General features: G+C 73.0%; 15 protein-coding genes. 8 read left to right on the top strand and 7 right to left on the bottom strand.

Annotation, left to right across the window (positions count from 1 at the left end):
- Positions 1–9: 9 nt before the first annotated feature.
- Complete coding sequence (locus YIM_RS35325) at positions 10–3195, bottom strand: arabinosyltransferase domain-containing protein (protein WP_153034434.1); 3186 nt, start codon at positions 3193–3195, stop codon at positions 10–12.
- A 91-nt stretch (positions 3196–3286) separates the two neighbouring features.
- Positions 3287–4024, bottom strand: coding sequence for a cobalt-precorrin-6A reductase (locus YIM_RS35320; protein WP_228004227.1), 738 nt, complete (start codon positions 4022–4024; stop codon positions 3287–3289).
- Positions 4025–4118: 94 nt separating this feature from the next.
- On the opposite strand from YIM_RS35320, the gene YIM_RS35315 reads away from it, so the two are divergent.
- Positions 4119–5777, top strand: coding sequence for a protein-arginine deiminase domain-containing protein (locus YIM_RS35315; RefSeq protein WP_228004226.1), 1659 nt, complete (start codon positions 4119–4121; stop codon positions 5775–5777).
- On the opposite strand, the gene cobM is transcribed toward YIM_RS35315, so the two are convergent.
- Complete coding sequence (cobM, locus tag YIM_RS35310) at positions 5774–6535, bottom strand: precorrin-4 C(11)-methyltransferase (RefSeq protein WP_153034431.1); 762 nt, start codon at positions 6533–6535, stop codon at positions 5774–5776. The two genes, YIM_RS35315 and cobM, sit on opposite strands and share 4 nt — an antisense overlap.
- Positions 6532–7701: a precorrin-6y C5,15-methyltransferase (decarboxylating) subunit CbiE gene (gene cbiE / locus YIM_RS35305; protein ID WP_228004225.1), complete on the bottom strand. Its 1170-nt coding sequence runs from the start codon at positions 7699–7701 to the stop codon at positions 6532–6534. The genes cobM and cbiE overlap by 4 nt, the downstream gene beginning before the upstream one ends.
- 123 nt (positions 7702–7824) lie before the next feature.
- On the opposite strand from cbiE, the gene YIM_RS35300 reads away from it, so the two are divergent.
- From YIM_RS35300 to YIM_RS35280, 5 genes are read left to right on the top strand one after another with little or no spacing between them, the layout of a single operon-like run.
- Complete coding sequence (locus tag YIM_RS35300) at positions 7825–9789, top strand: putative cobaltochelatase (RefSeq protein ID WP_153034430.1); 1965 nt, start codon at positions 7825–7827, stop codon at positions 9787–9789.
- Positions 9789–10403, top strand: a complete 615-nt coding sequence (gene cobO / locus YIM_RS35295) for a cob(I)yrinic acid a,c-diamide adenosyltransferase (protein ID WP_153034429.1) — start codon at positions 9789–9791, stop codon at positions 10401–10403. Before YIM_RS35300 ends, cobO begins: the two co-directional genes overlap by 1 nt.
- On the top strand, positions 10397–11734 hold the full coding sequence (locus YIM_RS35290) for a cobyrinate a,c-diamide synthase (protein ID WP_153034428.1): 1338 nt from the start codon (positions 10397–10399) through the stop codon (positions 11732–11734). Before cobO ends, YIM_RS35290 begins: the two co-directional genes overlap by 7 nt.
- Positions 11727–12749 (top strand): Rv2231c family pyridoxal phosphate-dependent protein CobC, encoded by a 1023-nt coding sequence (gene cobC / locus YIM_RS35285; protein ID WP_153034427.1) that lies wholly within the window; start codon positions 11727–11729, stop codon positions 12747–12749. The genes YIM_RS35290 and cobC overlap by 8 nt, the downstream gene beginning before the upstream one ends.
- A gap of 31 nt (positions 12750–12780) precedes the next feature.
- Positions 12781–13704, top strand: coding sequence for a phosphotransferase (locus YIM_RS35280; protein WP_228004224.1), 924 nt, complete (start codon positions 12781–12783; stop codon positions 13702–13704).
- Here YIM_RS35280 and YIM_RS35275 read toward each other — a convergent pair whose 3' ends face one another.
- From YIM_RS35275 to YIM_RS35265, 3 genes are all read right to left on the bottom strand, one after another.
- Complete coding sequence (locus YIM_RS35275) at positions 13705–14433, bottom strand: adenosylcobinamide-GDP ribazoletransferase (RefSeq protein WP_228004223.1); 729 nt, start codon at positions 14431–14433, stop codon at positions 13705–13707. It abuts the gene before it with no gap.
- A gap of 267 nt (positions 14434–14700) precedes the next feature.
- Positions 14701–15717, bottom strand: coding sequence for a nicotinate-nucleotide--dimethylbenzimidazole phosphoribosyltransferase (gene cobT, locus YIM_RS35270; RefSeq protein ID WP_153034425.1), 1017 nt, complete (start codon positions 15715–15717; stop codon positions 14701–14703).
- Complete coding sequence (locus YIM_RS35265) at positions 15717–16358, bottom strand: bifunctional adenosylcobinamide kinase/adenosylcobinamide-phosphate guanylyltransferase (protein WP_153034424.1); 642 nt, start codon at positions 16356–16358, stop codon at positions 15717–15719. Before YIM_RS35265 ends, cobT begins: the two co-directional genes overlap by 1 nt.
- A 38-nt stretch (positions 16359–16396) precedes the next feature.
- On the opposite strand from YIM_RS35265, the gene YIM_RS35260 reads away from it, so the two are divergent.
- Positions 16397–17338 carry a cobalamin biosynthesis protein gene (locus tag YIM_RS35260; protein WP_153034423.1) on the top strand — a complete coding sequence of 314 codons (942 nt, stop codon included), beginning with the start codon at positions 16397–16399 and terminating at the stop codon, positions 17336–17338.
- Positions 17335–18789 carry a cobyric acid synthase gene (locus tag YIM_RS35255; RefSeq protein WP_153034422.1) on the top strand — a complete coding sequence of 485 codons (1455 nt, stop codon included), beginning with the start codon at positions 17335–17337 and terminating at the stop codon, positions 18787–18789. Before YIM_RS35260 ends, YIM_RS35255 begins: the two co-directional genes overlap by 4 nt.
- Position 18790: the final 1 nt, after the last annotated feature.

Below are 18790 nucleotides of genomic sequence, written 5' to 3'. Positions count from 1 at the left end.
AGCTCGGTACTACCGCGTCGGCTGGGTGCCGTCCGGCTGGGCCGGGCCAGGGCCAGGGGACCACCAGCCCGAGTGCACTTCCTGCCCCCGGATCACCATCGGCGGCGCGCCGTCGGTGTAGGGCTCCAGCTGCTTCAGCACGCCCCACGGCGCGCCCGGCTGGCCCATCAGGAAGCTCGGCACCTCCGGCTGGTCGGCGACCTCCTCCAGGAAGCCGTTCGGCCCGCCGGTCTTGCTGCCCGCCCAGTCCGCCTCGAAGGCCAGGTCACCGGCGGTCACCCGGTACGACGGCAGCTCGGCGATCCCGTCCCGCACCTTCATCGGGTTCATGCAGGGGTAGACGAACGAAGCCGGCCAGTCCAGGTACACCGGGGCGTCGCCGACCCGCTCGGTCAGCGTGGTGAACGTCGGCACGCGGGGCGCGGTGGCCGCCACCCAGCCGTCCTCGGTCAGGTCGTTGTCGGCCGCGACCACCCGCACCGAGGACACCTCCGGCGGCAGGAAGTCCAGGCCGATCCGCACGTCGTTCCAGCGGAAGTTGCCGCCGCCGGGCACCAGCACCGGCAGGCTGCGCACGGTCTTCATGCCCTCGTCGGTCTCCGCGCCGAACTCCAGGTCCACCGTGGTGGCCTTGGTCGGCGGCGACATCGTGGCGATCACGATCTGCCCGCCCGCCGGGCGCTCGGACAGGTCGTACCAGTCGCTGCGCAGGCGCCCGGTCGGGCTCTCCTTGGTCCGGTAGCTGCTCCACATCGGCACGGTGTCGGTCTTGAACCCGTGCGGTGGCTCGTCGAGCGGGTCGTTGGTGTCGATCGGCTCGCGGTGGAAACCGGACTGCACCGGGCCGTTCTCCAGCTCGGGCAACGGGAGCGCGTTCTCGTCGGTCTGCTCCGGCTGCTCGATCGGCGCGGTGGCCTGCTTCTCCGGCGGCAGCGCGGACAGCACGCTGGAGACCGGCTCCCGTTCCACCATCACGTGGTCGGACAGGTTGCAGCTGCGCCCGAACAGGTGCCCGAAGTTCGCCGCGCCGAGGCTGTAGCTGGAGCGCTGGGTCTGGATCGCCCAGGCCATCGAGGCGAACTCGGCGGTGGCCATCAGGCCGCACACCACCACCAGCGACAGCGAGCCCAGCTTCAGCGCCCGCCCGCGTTCCTTCTCCTGGTGGATGCCGAACATCCGGTCCGGCCGCTGCGCGCGCACGTTCTCGATGAACGCCACCACCGCCGAGATCGCCGCGGCGACCAGCAGGATGGTGGACAGGTTCACGCCCTGGATGGTCGGCGCCTGCGCGGCCCACGGCACACCCATGTTCGAGACGAACCAGTACGCGTTGGGCCCGGTCATCGCCAGCGCGGCGACCACCAGCAGCCCGGCCAGGAACCCGGCCCGGTTGCGTTTCGAGCGCAGCACGGTGGAACTGCTGGCCAGTGCGGTCAGCGCCGCCATCGCCGCGCCGACCGCGGCGAACGCGCCGAAGTGGTGCGTCCACTTCGTCGGCGTCAGCGCCAGCAGCAGGAAGAACAGCGCGACCGTGCCGATCAGCCGCCGCGACGGGCCGAGCGCGGCACCGGGGATGCGCCCGCGGCGCAGCAGCACCACCAGGCAGGCCCCGGTGCACAGCAACAACAGCAGCACCGGGAACCGGCGGGTGGCCGAACCGTCCGCGGTGGGGCTGAACAGCAGTTCGTAGCGGGACAGCTCCTCGAACCACGACAGGCTCGGGCCGACCTTGCTGCGGATGCGGGTGGCCTCCTGCACGGTGGCGAAGGTCTGGTCGGCGAAGACCACCACCAGCACCATCAGCCCGGCCGCGAAGATCGGCGCGAGCACCGCGGACCAGCTGCCGCGGGCGCGCTGCTTGAGCAGGTGGACCAGCGGGCGGCCGGCCACCAGGAACGGGGCCACCGCGATCAGCCCGGTCGGCGTGGCGGCCAACGCCAGCGCGGCGGCGATCAGGCCGAGGCACAGCGGCAGCAGGCGCCGGGTGACCAGTGCGCGTTCCACCGCGCAGATCGCCAGCAGCGAGCCGACCGCGGCCACCGGCTCCGGGCGGACGCCGTTGTTGAACGGCATCCACCAGACCAGGAACACCGCGGCGGCGGCCCAGCCCGCCGCGCGGCTGGTGCGCACCTGGGTGCCCAGGCGCGGCATCACCTCACGGCTGATCAGCAGCCAGCTGATCACGCCGAGCAGGAACGAGGGCAGGCGGATCCACGGCGGCACCACGCTGACGTGCGACATCAGCTCGTAGACGTGGTAGAACCAGCCGAACGGCGCCTCCGCCACGCCGAACCACCGGTGGTAGTTCGTCAGGAAACCGGCGTCCTCGGTGACTCTGGACATGGTCAGGATGTAGCCGTCGTCCGAGGTCACCGGGCCGATGAAGACCCACACGCCGAGCGCGACGAACACCGTGGTGTCGCGGCCGGTCAGCCGCCACCAGCCGACCGGCGCCCACTTCGGCGCGCGCCGCGCGACCCGCGAGTCGAGCCGGTTCACCGCGATCAGGCAGCCGATCAGGGAGAGCACGCAGAGCGCGCTGACCGCGGTCTTCCAGCCGGTCGGCGAGGACTGGTAGCGGGTGTCCGGGGTGACCGAGACGTCCAGCCCGGTGATCGGGTCCTGTTCGGCGGTGATGTCGGTGTAGATGCCGACGATGCGCGGGCGCACGTCGTTCGAGTCGCCGTAGAGCACCTGCCCGGCCACCGTGATGGTGGTCGCGTGCACGGTGGAGGAGACGACGATGTCGCAGTTCTCCGGCGGCAGCGGCTGGCGGGCCAGCTGCTGCGCCCGGTTCGACACGATCAGCAGCCCGTTGTCCACCTGCAACTGCATGCCGGTGCCCTCGGGCACCCTGGCCTCGGGCACGGTGGAGAACAGCATCGCCGGGCCGTCGGTGCGCTGGTCGAGCGAGCGCACGGTGGCGCACGGGAAGTTGGCGCTCAGGTCCTCGGCCCAGTACGCCGTGAGCGGCGCGTTGACCTGGCTGGTGTCACCGTTGGCGGGCCAGGCGATGCGCGCGGTGTCCTGCACCACGGGCATGAACGGGACCGCCAGCGCACAGGCGGCGGACAACAGGCCGAGGGTGATGGCGAACAGGCGCCACACTCGAATGCGGCTGCTTTCCGGGGCGTTGCGCTCCGGATCTGTCGCCTGGTCAGGCTCGGCCGAACGGCTACGGGTCGCGATCGGCATCGCGACAACGCTAGCGCCCGCCCGGATGGGCCTTGCGCGGGGATACCGGATTCCCCTAGTTCGCGCGCGGTAGCCACTCCGGCACGACCGGCTAATCCTCGCGCGGTAGCCAGTCGAGGACGGCGTCCACGGTGGCGACCGTGCGCGGTGCGCCGGCGGGCGAGGGGCGCCGGACCAGGACCACCGGCAGGCCCAGCTGCCGCGCCGCGTGCAGTTTGGCGGCGGTCATCCCGCCGCCGCTGTCCTTGGTGACGAGGACCTCGATCCGGTGCGTGCGCAGCAGTTCGATTTCGCCGTCCACCTGGTACGGGCCGCGGCTGAGCAGCAGTTCGTGCCGCCGGGGCAGCGGCGGCTCCGGCGGATCGACGCAGCGGATGAGGAACCACAGGTCGTCGAGGTGGGCGAAGGCCGGAAGGCCCTGCCGCCCGCTGGTGAGGAACACCCGACGGCCCAGTCCGGGCAGCAGGTCCGCCGCCTCGGGCAGCGAGGAGGCCCAGTGCCAATCGTCACCGGGTGAGGCCTGCCACCCCGGGCGTTCGAGCCGCAGCAACCGGACACCGGCCAGCCGGGTGGCGGCCACCGCCGAGGCCGAGATGCGTTCCGCGAACGGATGGGTCGCGTCGACCACCGCGTCGACGCGCTGCTCCGCCAGCCACGCGGCGAGACCGTCCGGACCGCCGAAGCCGCCGACGCGCACCTCACCGACCGGCAGGCGCGGGCGCGCCACCCGTCCGGCCAGCGACGACACCACCGGCACCCCGCGCTCGGTCAGCGCGGCGGCCAGTGCGCGCGCCTCCGCCGTGCCACCGAGGATGAGGACCTTCTCCACCCCGATCTCCTCCCAACGACCGATGCCGCTCGCCGCCGATCTTCCTACCGTTCGGAAGCGGTCGTGGGGAAGCAACGAGAGAAGGGGCTGATCAGTGGGGATCCGGGGGTTGGTGCTCACCGCGCTGGTGGTGGGCGCGTCAGTGGTCGCGCCGGGGGTCGCGGCCGCCACACCGAGGTTGACCGGCGAGAGCGTGTTCCTGCCGAACCTGGACGACGACACCAGCCGGTGCGTGCTCGAACCGGGGGACATGGACCGGCCGGGGCTGGAGGTCGACCGGCGGCTGGCGGCGTGCAACGACGCCGCCGACGAGGTGGTCAACGGCAGGCGCGACGAGGACGACCTGACCGAACTGCGGCTGCGAGGGAGCGAAGCCGCGCGGGTCGAGGTCGACCGGGGTGAGTACCTGCGGGTGTTCGTCCGGCGGGGCGGGCAGTACCGCGCGCTGGCACCGGGGGAGGTGTTCTCGGCGCGGGAGATGCGGACCGGGGTGGGGATCGCGGTGGAGGGCCGCGACCTCGTCCGCGATCCGGCGAAGTGGGACGGCCGGGTGCGGCTCACCGTGCGCTCGGCGGGCCGGGCGGTGGTCAAGGACATGCGGGTGGCGCCGCTGTTGTTCCAGCACGACCTGATGCCCGCGACCACGGTGTTCGCCGCGAAACCGGGGGAGGGACCCGGGTGGCCGGTCGAGGGGCTGCCACCCGGGCACCCCGGCGAATGGGACCGGTTCAGCGGCACGCTCCGTGACGCGACCGCCGGGGTGGAAACGCGGTTCATCGCGGGCAGCCGCCTGTGGTGGAAGGACGTCTGGATGCAGGACCTGTTCGAACCGGCGGTGGTCGGCAACGGGCGCCAGACGATGCGCGTGGCGGTCCGATCGGCGAACAAGTGGGAGGCCGGGGGGCCGACGCTGCGCCCGGCCGGGCGGTTGCTCTTCCGCGACCTGCGTGGGCCGGACGTCGGTGTGGTGCAGGAGTTCACCGATGGCCCGGCGATCGACGCGTGGGCCGACCAGCGCAACGCCACCGGCAACTTCGAGGCGCTGCCGCCGTACCGCGGTTATCCGAAGGGGCGGATCTACTACGGCACGGCGGCCACCGGGGACAAGAAGCCGGACGCGGCGTTCCTGCGCATGCTCGAAGCGCAGGGGCAGCAGCCGCCGGTCGCGCTCGACACCTCGTGGCTGATGGTCGGCCACGTCGACGAGACGCTGCACGTGGTGCGGGCGGACAACGCCCGCGGCTGGACGTTGATGGTGGCCGATCCGCGGTTGGCGGAAAGCCTGCTGCGCCAGGCGAACGGCACCGGGGCGCGGTTGTTCGATGGCACGAACCACGAGTACCAGCCGACCGTGGAGGAACTGCTGGGGGACGCGGATTTCCTGGCGCAGAACGAAACCGCGGCCCGGCACATCGACTCGCAGGTCGCGATCATGTTGCGGGAGACGGGATTGCGGGCTGAGGAACTGGTCCGGGTGCCGGTGCTGTTCCACCAGTCGCAGCGTGCGCCCGGGATGGCGGCGCTGGCCCCGGCGGTCACCAACGGGCTGTCGGTGACCGCGGACCGGTACGCCGCGCCGGACCCGCACGGGCCGGTGGTCGGCGGACGGGACCTGTTCAAGGAAGCCACCGAACGGGCCCTGCGCGGCATCCGGGTGAACTGGGTGGAGGACGTCTTCTGGGCCCACGTCGGCGGTGGCGAGGTGCACTGCACAACAAACGCCTGGCGGGATACGCGTTCGTTGACCGGTTAGAGCGAGTCCGGTTGGTGGGAACGGTCGCGGGCGGCGGAGTACAGAAAGCTGTCGGGGAACTTCTCCGCCGCCAGCGTACGTCCGACGAAGATGACCGCGGCCCGCCCGATGCCCGCCTCGTGCACCTGCGCGGGCAGCGAAGCGAGCGTGCCGCGCAGGATCTTCTCGCCGGGTTGCGAGGCGTGCGCGACCACGGCCGCCGGGCAGTCCTCGCCGTAGTGCGGGATCAGCTCGGCGGCCACCCGGTCGATCTTGGTGATGGCCAGGTGCACCGCGAGCGTGGTGCCGCTGGCGGCGAAGGTGGCCAGATCCTCACCCGGCGGCATCGACGTCGACCGTGCCTGCACCCGGGTGATCACCAGGCTCTGCCCCACCTCGGGCACGGTCAGCTCGCGGTTCAGCACGGCCGCCGCGGCGGCGAACGCGGGCACTCCCGGCACCACGTCGTACGGCACACCGGCCGCGTCCAGGCGGCGCATCTGCTCGGCGACCGTGCTGTACAGCGAAGGATCACCGGAGGTCAGCCGCGCGACGTCGTGCCCCGCGGTGTGCGCGGCGGTCAGCTCGCCGATGATCTCGTCGAGGCTCAGGTTCGCCGTGTCCACCACGCGCGCTCCCGGCGGGCAGTGCGTGAGCAGGTCGGGCGGGGTGAGGCTGCCCGGGTACAGGCACACCGCGCAGGCGGCGAGCAGGTCGCGCCCGCGCACGGTGATCAGGTCGGCGGCGCCCGGTCCGGCGCCGATGAAGTGCACGGTCATCGGGTGAAGCTCCACTGGGTCACGGTGCGGGCGGGGGTCCAGCCGGTGAATCCGCCGAGCGGCGCCGCCTGTTCGACGGCCAGCCGCAGCAGGTCACCGCCGTGCCGGGCGTACGCGCCGGCCAGCACGGTCTCGGTCTCCAGGGTGACGCCGTTGGCGACCACCTTCGGCGCGTGCAGGCAGGCGTCGAGCACTTCGGCGGTGACGCCGCCGCCGACAAAAACCGCGTCGGGTGCCGGGAGCCCGGCTAAAGCGCCCGGCGCCTCACCCACCACCACGCGCAGTTCCGGCACGCCGAGGCGCTCGGCGTTGCGGGTGATGCGCTCGGCGCGGTCCGGATCGCGTTCGATCGCGATCGCGCGGTTGTCCGGGTGCGCGCGGGACCATTCGATGGCGACGCTGCCCGAACCGGCGCCGACGTCCCACAGCAGCTGTCCGGGCAGCGGGCCGAGCCGGGCCAGGGTGACCGCGCGGACGTCGCGCTTGGTCAGCTGGCCGTCGTGCTCGAAGGCGTGGTCGGGAAGGCCGGTGCGCGGCAGCGGTTCACCCTTGGTCGCGCATTCGATCGCGACCAGGTTCAACGCCGCGCCCGGCGGCTCGGACCACTCCGAGGCGACCCCGGTGAACTGCCGTTCGGCCGGTCCGCCGAGTTCCTCCAGCACGGTCAGCCGGCTCGGCCCGTACCCGGCTTCGGTGAGCTGCGCGGCCAGCACGGCCGGGGTGGTGGCGTCCTCGCTGAGCACCAGCAGCCGCGCGCCCGGCGCCAGCGCGCGGTTCACCCGGTGGGGCGAGCGGCCGACCACGCTGATCACCTCGGTGCTCTCGGCGGACCACTTCAGCCGGGCCCTGGCCAGTGCCGGTGACGACAACGCGGGCAGCACTTCGACGTCGTCGAACCGGCGCGCCAGCGTGGTGCCGATCCCGGACAGCATCGGGTCGCCGCTGGCCAGCACGCAGACGCGGCGGCCGTCGTGCTCGGCGAAGAGCGCGTCGAGATTGGGCAGCAGCGGACTGGGCCACGCCACCTTGACCGCGCGGTTGCCCGGCATCAGGTCCAGCTGGCGTGGGCCGCCGATGAGCACCTCGGCGGCTTCCACCGCCGCGCGCGCCGGACCGGTGAGCCCGGCCCAGCCGTCGGCGCCTACTCCTACCACCGTGATGTGCACGGTGGTTGACGGTAAACCCGGCAGGCGGCGCGCGCGGGGTCAGACTTCTCACGTCTTCGGCGGCGTTTCGCTGTGCGATGATCGGCGACGGCTGTTTTCTCGCGCAGGCGTTGGGAGTTGTGCATGCGGGCGTTCCCGTTCACCGCGGTGGTCGGCCTGGCCGACCTGCGACTGGCGCTGGTGCTGTCAGCGGTGTCCCCGGCCATCGGCGGGGTGCTGGTCCGCGGCGAGAAGGGCACCGCGAAGTCGACCATGGTGCGCGCGCTGGCCGGGCTGCTGCCGCCGGTGGACGTGGTGACCGGCTGCCGGTTCTCGTGTGATCCCGCCGCCCCCGACCCCGCCTGCCCGGACGGCCCGCACGACGCGGGCGCACCGGCCGAGCGCCGCCCGGCCCGGCTGGTCGAACTGCCCGTCGGTGCCGCCGAAGACCGCGTGATCGGCTCGCTCGACCTCGAACGCGCGCTCGGCGAAGGTGTCACCGGCTACCAGCCGGGGTTGCTTGCCGCCGCGCACCGCGGACTGCTCTACGTCGACGAGGTCAACCTGTTGCACGACCACCTGGTCGACGCGCTGCTGGACGCGGCGGCGATGGGGCGCGCGACCGTGGAGCGCGAAGGCGTTTCGGTCTCGCACGCCTCGCGGTTCGTGCTGATCGGGACGATGAACCCGGAGGAGGGCGAACTCCGGCCGCAGCTGCTGGACCGGTTCGGGCTGACCGTCGAGGTGCGCACCAGCCGGGAGCCGTCCGAGCGCGTCGAGGTGGTGCGGCGGCGCCTGGCCTACGAAGCCGATCCCGACGGTTTCGCCTCCCGTTACGACGAAGCCGAAGCCGCGCTGGCGGTGCGGATCGCCGACGCCCGCCGCGGCCTGCCCGCGGTCACCATCGGCGACGCCGCGTTGCTGCAGATCGCCGAGGTCTGCGCCTCCTTCGACGTCGACGGCATGCGCGCGGACATCGTCACCGCGCGGACCGCCGCCGCGCACGCGGCCTGGTCCGGCCGCACCGAAGTGACCACAGAGGACATTCGGGTGGCGGCACGGCTGGCGCTGCCGCATCGCCGTCGCCGCAACCCGTTCGACGCGCCCGGCATCGACGAAGACCAGCTGGACCAAGCGCTGCGCGACGCCGAACCCGAACCCGAACCGCCGACCGACGGACCGGACGATGACGGCCCCGGTTCCGGCGCCCCGCCGGAGCCGTCCGTCGAAAGCGAGCCGCGGCAACAGGAATCCGAACAGCAGCAGGCTCCGCAAGGTCCACAGCAGACGGTCGGTGCCGGGCAGCCGTTCCGCGCTCGTCTGTTCACCGTGGACGGAACAGGGGAGGGTGCGCACGGCCGCCGGTCGCGCTCGCTCACCGACGGCGGCCGCACCATCGGCGTCAAACCGCCCAGCGTGCGCGAAGGCCGCCCGCACCTTCCGGCGACCGTGCTGGCCGCGGCCCCGCACCAGCGGGCACGCGGCCGCTCCGGCGCCGGTCTCGAACTGCGCTCCCGCGACCTGCGGTTCGCCCTGCGCGAGGGGCGCGAAGGCAATCTGGTGCTGTTCTGCGTGGACTCCTCGGGCTCGATGGGCGCGCGGTCGCGGATGAGCGAGGTCAAGGCGGCCGTGCTGTCCCTGCTGCTGGACGCCTACCAGCGGCGCGACAAGGTCGGCCTGGTCACCTTCCGCGCGTCGGCCGCCGAGCTGGCGCTGCCGCCGACGATCAGCGTGGACGCGGCCGCGTCCCGCCTCGAATCGCTGCCCACCGGCGGGCGCACCCCGCTGGCCGAAGGTTTGCTGCGCGCGGCCGAGGCGTTGCGCGTGGAGTCCATTCGCGACCCTCGCCGCCGTCCGCTGCTGGTGGTGGTCACCGACGGCCGCGCGACCAGCGGCTCGAACGCCGTCGCCAGGGCGCACGCCGCCGCGGACCTGATCGCGCGGCAGGGCATCGCGTCGGTGGTGATGGACTGCGAGAGCGGGCGCATGCGGCTCGGCCTGGCCGGGGAGCTGGCCACGCGAATGGGCGCGGAGCACGTGCCGCTGGGTGAGGTGGCCGCGGACTCGCTGGCGGGTGCGGTCCGCGCGCGGACGGGACGGGCCGCCTGATGCCCAAGGGAAAACCGGAGTACGTGCCGGACGACGGCCTGACCACCCGGCAGCGCCGCAACCGGCCGCTGCTGATCGTGCACACCGGCGCGATGAAGGGAAAGTCCACCGCGGCCTTCGGCATGGCGCTGCGCGCGTGGAACCAGGGCTGGTCGATCGGCGTGTTCCAGTTCGTCAAGTCGGCGAAGTGGAAGGTCGGCGAGGAAGCCGCGCTGCGGGCGCTCGGTGAGGTGCACACGAACACCGGGCAGGGCGGGCCGGTCGAGTGGCACAAGATGGGCGAGGGCTGGAGCTGGTCCCGCAAGGCGGGCACCGAGGAGGACCACGCGGCCAACGCGCGTGAGGGCTGGGCCGAGATCGCCCGCCGGATCGCCGCCGGGCGGCACGACTTCTACGTGCTCGACGAGTTCAACTACCCGCTGCACTGGGGCTGGATCGACGTGCGCGAGGTGGTCGACGTGCTGCGCGACCGGCCGGGCCGCCAGCACGTGGTGATCACCGGGCGCAACGCGCCGCCGGAGCTGATCGAGGCCGCGGACCTCGTGGTGGAGATGACCAAGGTGAAGCACCCGATGGACGCGGGCCAGAAGGGCCAGCGAGGAATCGAATGGTGACCCTGCCGCGGCTGGTGGTCGCGGCTCCGGCTTCGGGGCACGGCAAGACGACCGTGGCGTCCGGGCTGATGGCGGCGTTGCGGCGGCGCGGGTTCGCGGTGTCCGGGCACAAGGTGGGGCCGGACTACATCGATCCGAGTTACCACGCGCTGGCCACCGGGCGCCCCGGCCGCAACCTCGACCCGTACTTGCAGAGCGAGGACCTGGTCGCGCCGCTGCTGCTGCACGGGGCGGCGGGTGCCGAGATCGCGGTGATCGAAGGCGTGATGGGCTTGTTCGACGGCGCGCTGGGCACCGAGGGCTTCGCCTCGACCGCGCACGTCGCACGGCTGGTGGACGCGCCCGTGGTGCTGGTGGTCGACGCGAGCGCGGCGAGTCGCAGTGTGGCCGCGACCGTCTACGGGTTCGCCCATTTCGACCCCCGGGTGAGGCTGGCCGGAGTGATTCTCAACAAGCTCGGATCCGACCGGCACGAGCGCGAGATCCGTGAGGCGATCGGGAAGACCGGGGTGCCGGTGCTGGGCGCGCTGCGGCGGTCCGACGACGTGCATTCGCCGAGCCGTCACCTCGGGCTGGTGCCGATGGCCGAACGCGCCCGCGAAGGCGCGGTGATGGTGGACCGGCTCGCCGCCTGGATCGAGTCCGGTGTGGACATCGAAGCCGTGGTGCGCGCGGCTCGTGAAGCTCCAGGTGTGCCGGCGGAACCGTGGTCGCCGCCGGAGCCCGTGCCCGGTCCGCGTGCCGTGGTGGCGGCGGCCGGGGGTGAGGCGTTCTCCTTCCGGTACGCCGAAACCGGCGAGGTGCTGGCCGCGCTCGGGGTCGATCTGGTGGACCTCGACCCGATCAACGACACCCGGTTGCCGGAAGGCTGCGCGGGATTGTACTTCGGCGGTGGTTTTCCCGAGGTGCACGCGGAAGCCTTGTCCGCCAACAAGTCCCTGCGTGACCAGGTCGCCGCGGCGGTCTCCGGCGGACTGCCCGTGGTCGCCGAATGCGCCGGGCTGCTGTACCTCTGCCGCGAACTGGACGGTCTGCCGATGACCGGCGTGCTCCCGGCGACGACCAGGATGACCGCCCGTGGCGCGCTCGGTTACCGCACGGCGACGGCCGCCGCGGACAACCTGCTCGCCGCGCGCGGGGAGCAGGTGACCGGGCACGAGTTCCACCGGACCGAGGTGGTGCCGGACGGGCCGTTCGCCGCCGCGTGGCGGTGGAACGACGCTGACCACGGGTACTCGTCGCCCACGCTGAACGCCTCCTACCTGCACGTCCACTGGGCGGGGCACCCGGAAAGGGCCGCCGCCTTCGCCCGCGCGGTGCGCCGTGGTTGACCTGTGGCACCACGGCGATCGTGAGGTCGGGCCGGGGCTGGTCGATCTCGCGGTCAACGTGCGGCTGTCGGAACCGCCCGCTTGGCTGATCGCCGAACTCGCCGCCGCGCTGCCCCGCCTGGCCGCCTATCCCGACGCCACCGAGGCGAGAGAGGCGGTGGCCGCGCGGCACGGCCGGTCCGCGTCCGAGGTGCTGGTGACCTCCGGCGCCGCCGAGGCGTTCACCCTGGTCGCGCGTGGACTGGGCGCGCGTCGGGCGTGCGTGGTGCATCCGCAGTTCACCGAGCCGGAGGCCGCTTTGCTGGCCGCGGAGGTGCCCGTCTCGCGGGTGCTGCTGCGGCCGGAGGACGGGTTCGTGCTCGGCCCGGTCCCCGAGGACGCCGACCTGGTGGTGGTCGGCAATCCGACGAATCCGACGTCGGTGCTGCACCCGGCCGACGCCCTGCGCGCGCTGTGCCGTCCCGGCCGGGTGGTCGTGGTGGACGAGGCGTTCCTCGATTCGGTACCGGGCGAGCCGGAGTCGCTGGCGGGAGAGCCGGTGCCGGGGTTGCTGGTGATCCGCAGCCTGACCAAGACGTGGGGCATCGCGGGCCTGCGCGCCGGGTACGTGCTCGGGCCGCCGGAGCTGATCGACCGGTTGCGCGCGGTGCAGCCGCCGTGGTCGGTCTCCGCGCCGGCGGCGGTCGCCGTGGTGGCCTGCTGCCGTCCCGAGGCGGTGAAGCAGGCCGACGAACTGGCCGTCGCCGCCGAAGCGGACCGCGAGTTCCTGCTCACCGGACTACGAGAACTCGGCGTGGGGGTGCACGGAGTGCCGCGGGCGCCCTTTGTGCTCGGCGAATTCCGGAACGGCGCCCGGCTTCGGGAACGGTTGCGCGAGCGGGGCTACGCGGTGCGCCGGGCCGACACCTTCCCCGGCCTCGGCCCGGACTGGTTGCGCATCGCCGTGCGTTCCCGGCCGGTCATGACGGATTTCCTGACTACGTTGAAGGAATTGACAACGCCGCGGCGCATGTGAGGATGCTCCGGTGTCAACTCGCTCGCGTGCCGTGGATCCCGTCCTCCTTGCCCGGTGGTGCGAGCAGCATCTGGGCAGCCCGCCGGTGGAGGAGATGTTCAGTTCCGGGCACCTGTCCGCCGTCATCGGGCTGAGGCTGGCTGACGACCGCGAGGTCGTGGTCAAGGTTCGTCCGGACTCGCCGCGGATCGCGGCCTGTGTCGAAGTCCAGCGCCGCCTGTTCCAGGCCGGTTATCCGTGCCCCCGGCCGCTGACCGGCGCCGAGCCTTTCGGTGAGGACGTCGCCACCGCGGAGGCCTACGTCCCCGGCGGTGCGGTGCTCCCGAGCGCGGACCACGCGGCCGAAGCCTTCGCCGAGGCGTTCGCGAGGCTGATCCGGCTGGCCCCTCGGCCTGCCGAGGTGTCCACGCTCGACCCGGTGCCGTCGTGGGCGGACTGGAACCACACCGCGGACGGACTCTGGCCGTACCCGGGAGAAGACCCTGAGGTCAACCTCAACGAGGTGACCGGTCCGGAGTGGATCGACGAGGCCGGGCGCCGTGCCCGTGACCGGCTTCGGGACAGCGAATCCGAAGCCGTGATCGGGCACTGCGACTGGCTTGCCGGAAACCTGCGCTGGAGCGCGGACACGCTGCTGGTGGTGCATGACTGGGACAGCCTGATCGCTGAGAGCGAAGCCGTCCTGGTCGGCTTCGCCGCCGCGCTGTATTCGACCGTCAACGCGGACGAACTGGCCACCGTCGAGGACACCGAGCGGTTTCTCGACGCGTATTGCCGGGCGCGGGGCCGGGAGTTCAGCGCCGACGAACTCAAGCGGTCGTGGGCGGCCGGCGTGTGGACCAGGGCTTACGACGCCAAGTATCAGCATTCGGTCGGGCAGCCCGTCACCTCGCTGACGGAGAACGAGGCCCGCGAGCGCCTCCGTCGTATTGGCACCGGCTCGCAGAGGTCGTGACTACGTTGAAAGAACCAGCAACGCCGCGGTGACGCCGGTTTCCACGCACGCCCCGAGGACGTCGCCGGTGATGCCGCCGAGTCGTTTGACGCACCGCCACAGCAGCAGTCCGCCCGCGCACACCGCCGCGAGCACCGCGAGAAGCCCTTGCCACCACGGCAAACCGGCGAAGGTGCCACCCCAGGCCGCGAGTCCGGCGCACAGCACCACCGAAATGACCGCACCGGGCACCGGGACCGATCCCGCCACGGTGGCGCCCAAGCCCTCCGGCCTGGCCGACGGCACTCCGCGCGCACAACCGGCCGCCAGCAGCACACGTCCCGCCGGCACCGCCACCAGCACGGCAAAAACCCCGTGCCCGGCGCCGATCGCGCCCGCCAGGGCTCCACATTGGACAATCAGGGTGATGACCAGCGTGGCCACCCCGCTCGGGCCGGAATCGCCCTTGCGCATGATGGTCAGCGCGCGCTCGCGGTCGTAGGAAGCGGCCAGCCCGTCCGCGGTGTCGGACAGCCCGTCCAGGTGCAGGCCCCGGCTGCCGAGCGTGACCACCCCCAGCGCGAGCGCGGCCACCGGCAGCGCGGGCAGCGGCACCAGGGTGAGCAACGCCCCGGCGGCGGCCAGCGGCAACACCGCCAGGGGCGCCAGCAACATCGCCCCGCGAGCCACACGCGCGTCGATCACGCTGGGCGCGGGGACCGGAAGAACCGTCAACGTGCCCACAGCCATGCGAACCGCGTTACGCATCAAGACAGCCCACCCGACGAACCACCGCAACGGCCCGCGCCACCACAGGCACGCCTGGCGGATTCGTCGAGACGGCTCGCGTCTCGACGGGCCCGCGTGGCGGACTCATCGAAACAGCTCGCGTCACCACAGGCACGCCTGGCGAATTCATCGCAACGGCTCGTGTCGAGGCGCGCTCGCGTGGCGAATTCATCGCAACGTCCCACATCGCGGCGGACTTGCCCGGCGGACTCGTCGAAACAGCTCGTGTCACGACAGGTCGGCCAGCGAACTCATCTCGGCGAGGACCGCCCGTGCCGCCCGCAGTACCGGCACTGCCTGCACCGCGCCACTGCCTTCGCCGAGGCGTAGCCCCAGGTCCAGGATCGGCTCCAACCCGAGCGCCTTGAGCGCGTGCGCCTGCGAGGGTTCGGTGGACCGGTGCCCGGCGAGCCACCAGGCCACCGCCCCCGGCGCGATGTCCTGCGCCACCAGCGCCGCCGCGCCGGAGAACACGCCGTCGAGGACCACCGGCACCCCGCGCACGGCGCCCTGGACCAGGAAACCCGCCGTGGCGGCGGCACAGGCGCTGCCGAGCGCGGTGAGCCGGTCGAACGGGTCGTCAGCGCGTTCACCGGTGCGCGCGAGCGCGGCCGTGACGGCTTCGAGTTTGCGCGCACGCCCCGCCTCGTCGACGCCCGTGCCGGTGCCGACCACCTCCTCGGCGGGCAGGCCCAGCCGCGCGGCCACCAGCGCGGCCGCGACCGTGGTGTTCCCGATCCCCATGTCCCCGGGGATCAGCAGGTCGGCACCGTCGTCGATCTCGGCGTCGGCGATCCGGCGGCCCGCGTCGAAGGCCCGGCTCGCTTCGCCGGGCGCCAGCGCGTCCTCACGATCGATCGAGCCCGAGCCGCGGCGGATCTTGTGCGCGGTGACCTCTTCGGGCAGGCCATCGGCATCCACCGCGATGTCGAACACCCTCACCTTCGCGCCCACCTGCCGCGCGAGCACGGTCACCCCGCTCGTCCCGGCGAGGAAGATCCGCACCATCGCGGCGGTGATCTCCCGCGGATAGGCGGAAACCGCCGAAGCGGTGATGCCGTGGTCCCCGGCGAACACCGCGACCCGCACGTCCGCGAGTTCGCGTGGCGGAACCGCGTCGTGGGCGGCGCTCAGCCAGGCCGCCAGTTCCTCCAGGCGGCCCAGCGAGCCCAGCGGTTTCACCAGGCCGTCCAGCCGGGTCAGCGCGTCCTCGCGCGCCGCCGCCGAAGGTGGGGTGATCTTCATCAACCGTCCTTTCCGGAGAGTTCGAGCGCGCGCCCGGCGACCACCAGGACCACCTGGTCCGAATGCGCGGCCACCTCGCTGTTCAGCGCGCCCAGCACGTCGCGGAACACACGGCCGGAGAAGGTGCCGGGCACCACGCCGCTGCCGACCTCGTTGCTCACCGCGACCACCGGCACCCGCGCGGTCCGCCACGCGTCGACGAAGTCGAGCAGGTGGTCGTCGAGGCGCTGCTGCCAGCCGTCGGCCTGGTCCCAGGCACCGACCTCGCCCAGCACCCGCGACAGCCAGGTGCCGAAGCAGTCGATCAGCACCGGTGCGGACGCCGTGCGCAGCGCACCGGCCAGATCAGCGGTCTCGACCGTGCGCCAGCCCGCCGGTCTGCGTGCGCGGTGGGCGGCCACTCTCGCCGCCCACTCGGGATCGTCGTCGCTGGGCGGCAGCCCGGTGGCCAGGTAGACCACGTGCGGGTGCCGCGCCAGCAGCCGTTCGGCATGCCGCGATTTGCCCGACCGGACGCCGCCGAGCACCAGGACCTTGCCGTCCTGGCCACGGGCGTACCGGCGCAGCGCCTTCGCGCCGGCGTCCAGGCGGGTGGCCGCGAGCCGGGCCACGCGCCGCAGGTGCGTACTCATGCTCGGCATTCTGGCCCACCGGCTAGGGTCGCACAGTGCTGCATCCGGTGGATCAAGACCGTTTCCGGCCGCGAGACCCGGTCCGGGCGGCCGGACTGCTCGCCGGGTACGCCGCCGACCGCCTGTTCGGCGACCCGCGCCGGGCCCATCCGGTGGCCTGGTTCGGCGGCCTGGCCACGGCGCTGGAGCGGCGGATCTGGGCGGACTCCCGCCCGCGCGGCGTGGTTCACCTGCTCATCTGTACCGCGACGGCCACCGGTCTCGGTGTGGTGGCCGAGCGTGTCGCCCCGGCTCCGCTGCGCTTCCTCGCCACCGCGACCGCCACCTGGGTGGTGCTCGGCGGGCGCGGGCTGGCCGCCGAGGGCACCGCGATGGCGGAGCTGGTCGAAGCCGGTGACCTGGACGGCGCCCGCGCCCGGCTGCCCCACCTGTGCGGCCGCGACGCCGCCGAGCTGGACCTGGGCGAACTCACCCGCGCGGCCACCGAGTCCATCGCCGAGAACACCTCCGACGCCGTGGTGGCGCCGCTGTTCTGGGGTGCGCTCGCCGGGGTTCCCGGTCTGCTCGGGTACCGCGCGCTGAACACCCTGGACGCGATGGTCGGGCACCGTTCGCCGAGGTACGAGCGCTTCGGCTGGGCGTCCGCGCGTGCCGACGACGTCGCGAACCTGGTTCCGGCGCGGGCGGCCGCGCTGTTCACCGCGGTGTGCGCCGGTCGCCGCGCCCGGCGCGTGCTCGACGTGTGGCGGCGTGACGCCGGAGTCCACCCGAGCCCGAACGCGGGCCAGGTGGAAGCGGCCTTCGCCGGCGCGCTCGGCGTCCGGCTGGGCGGGGTGAACCGCTACGGCGGCACGGTTTCCGAACGTGGTCATCTCGGTGACGGCCCCTCCCCGCGACCGGCCGACCTGCGCCGGGCGGTGCGCTTGTCCCTGTCCGTCGGCGCGCTCGCCGCGGTCGCCGCCGCGGCCGTTTCGGCGGTGAGCCGATGAGCGGGCTGCTGGTCGCCGGGACCACTTCGGACGCGGGCAAGAGCCTGGTCGCCGCCGCGCTCGGGCGCTGGCTGGCCCGCCGGGGCGTGCGGGTGGCGCCGTTCAAGGCGCAGAACATGTCGAACAACTCGATGGTCTGCGCCGACGGCGCCGAGATCGGCCGCGCGCAGTGGCTCCAGGCGCAGGCGTGCCGCGTCGAGCCGGAAGCCGCGATGAACCCGGTGCTGCTCAAACCCGGCAGCGACCGCCGCAGCCATGTGATCGCGCTGGGCAAGCCGTTCGGCACGCTGGAGGCGGGAGAGTTCGCCACCGGCCGCGCCGGGCTGGCGCAGATCGCCTTCGGGGCGCTGCGCGAGCTGCGGACCCGCTTCGACGTGGTCATCTGCGAGGGCGCGGGCAGTCCGGCGGAGATCAACCTGCGCGCGGGCGACTACGTCAACATGGGGCTCGCGCGTGAGGCCGGGCTGCCGGTGCTGGTGGTCGGCGACATCGATCGCGGCGGCGTGTTCGCGGCCATGTACGGCACGCTGGCGCTGCTCGAACCCGAGGACCAGGAACTGATCGCGGGCTGGGTGGTGAACAAGTTCCGCGGCGACCCGGCGCTGCTCAAGCCGGGGCTCGACGCGCTGGAGGAGCGGACCGGCCGCCCGTTCTACGGCGTGCTGCCCTGGCTCGACGGGGTGTGGATCGATTCGGAGGACGCGCTGGCCGTCGCGGGCTGGCGCCGCGACCGCACCCGGGTCTCCGGCAGCCGCCCGCTGCGTGTCGCGGTGGTGCGCTTTCCCCGCGCCTCCAACGCGACCGACGTGGACGCGCTCGCCGCCGAGCCGGGCGTGGAGGTTTCCGTGACCGCCGATCCGGACGTGGTCGCGGGCGCGGACGTGGTCGTGCTGCCGGGCAGCCGGGCCACTGTGGACGATCTGCGCTGGCTGACCGACCGCGGCCTGGCCGACGTGGTCCGGGGGCGTGCCGCCGACGGGCGCCCGGTGCTCGGCATCTGCGGCGGGCACCAGATGCTCGCCCGCCGCATCACCGACGACGTGGAATCCGGCGCCGGCGCGGTCGACGGACTGGGACTGCTGCCGACGTCGGTCACCTTCGACGCGGCGAAGGTGCTCGGACGGCCACGCGGCGAATGGCGCGGACATCCGGTCGACGCCTACGAAATCCACCACGGCACCGTCCACTTGGAAGGGGCCGCCGAGCCGTTCCTCGACGGCTGGCGGCACGGTTCGGTCTGGGGCACCACCTGGCACGGCGCCTTCGACAACGACGGCTTCCGCCGCGCGTGGCTCACCGCGGCCGCCGAGCAGGCGGGCACCACCTGGGCACCCGCCGCCGGCGCGCGGAGCTTTTCCTTGCTGCGCGAGGAAATGCTCGACCGGCTGGCGGACGCGGTCGAGGAACACCTCGACACGCGCCGCCTGCTGGAGCTGATCGAATCGACCTGAG

This window comes from Amycolatopsis sp. YIM 10 (genome assembly GCF_009429145.1).
Taxonomy (GTDB): Bacteria; Actinomycetota; Actinomycetes; order Mycobacteriales; family Pseudonocardiaceae; genus Amycolatopsis.
The sequence above is the reverse complement of the archived record's forward strand: the minus strand, read 5'-3'. Positions and strand labels throughout refer to the sequence as shown.

What these genes read in the sequence shown, in the direction of transcription:
- YIM_RS35325 (WP_153034434.1), bottom strand. Translation starts at nt 3,195, where the DNA reads ATGCCGATCGCGACCCGTAGCCGTTCGGCCGAGCCTGACCAGGCGACA.
- YIM_RS35265 (WP_153034424.1), bottom strand. Translation starts at nt 16,358, where the DNA reads ATGCCGAGCATGAGTACGCACCTGCGGCGCGTGGCCCGGCTCGCGGCC.
- YIM_RS35255 (WP_153034422.1), top strand. Translation starts at nt 17,335, where the DNA reads ATGAGCGGGCTGCTGGTCGCCGGGACCACTTCGGACGCGGGCAAGAGC.
- YIM_RS35290 (WP_153034428.1), top strand. Translation starts at nt 10,397, where the DNA reads ATGGTGACCCTGCCGCGGCTGGTGGTCGCGGCTCCGGCTTCGGGGCAC.
- cobT (WP_153034425.1), bottom strand. Translation starts at nt 15,717, where the DNA reads ATGAAGATCACCCCACCTTCGGCGGCGGCGCGCGAGGACGCGCTGACC.
- cobO (WP_153034429.1), top strand. Translation starts at nt 9,789, where the DNA reads ATGCCCAAGGGAAAACCGGAGTACGTGCCGGACGACGGCCTGACCACC.
- cobM (WP_153034431.1), bottom strand. Translation starts at nt 6,535, where the DNA reads ATGACCGTGCACTTCATCGGCGCCGGACCGGGCGCCGCCGACCTGATC.
- YIM_RS35300 (WP_153034430.1), top strand. Translation starts at nt 7,825, where the DNA reads ATGCGGGCGTTCCCGTTCACCGCGGTGGTCGGCCTGGCCGACCTGCGA.
- YIM_RS35275 (WP_228004223.1), bottom strand. Translation starts at nt 14,433, where the DNA reads ATGGCTGTGGGCACGTTGACGGTTCTTCCGGTCCCCGCGCCCAGCGTG.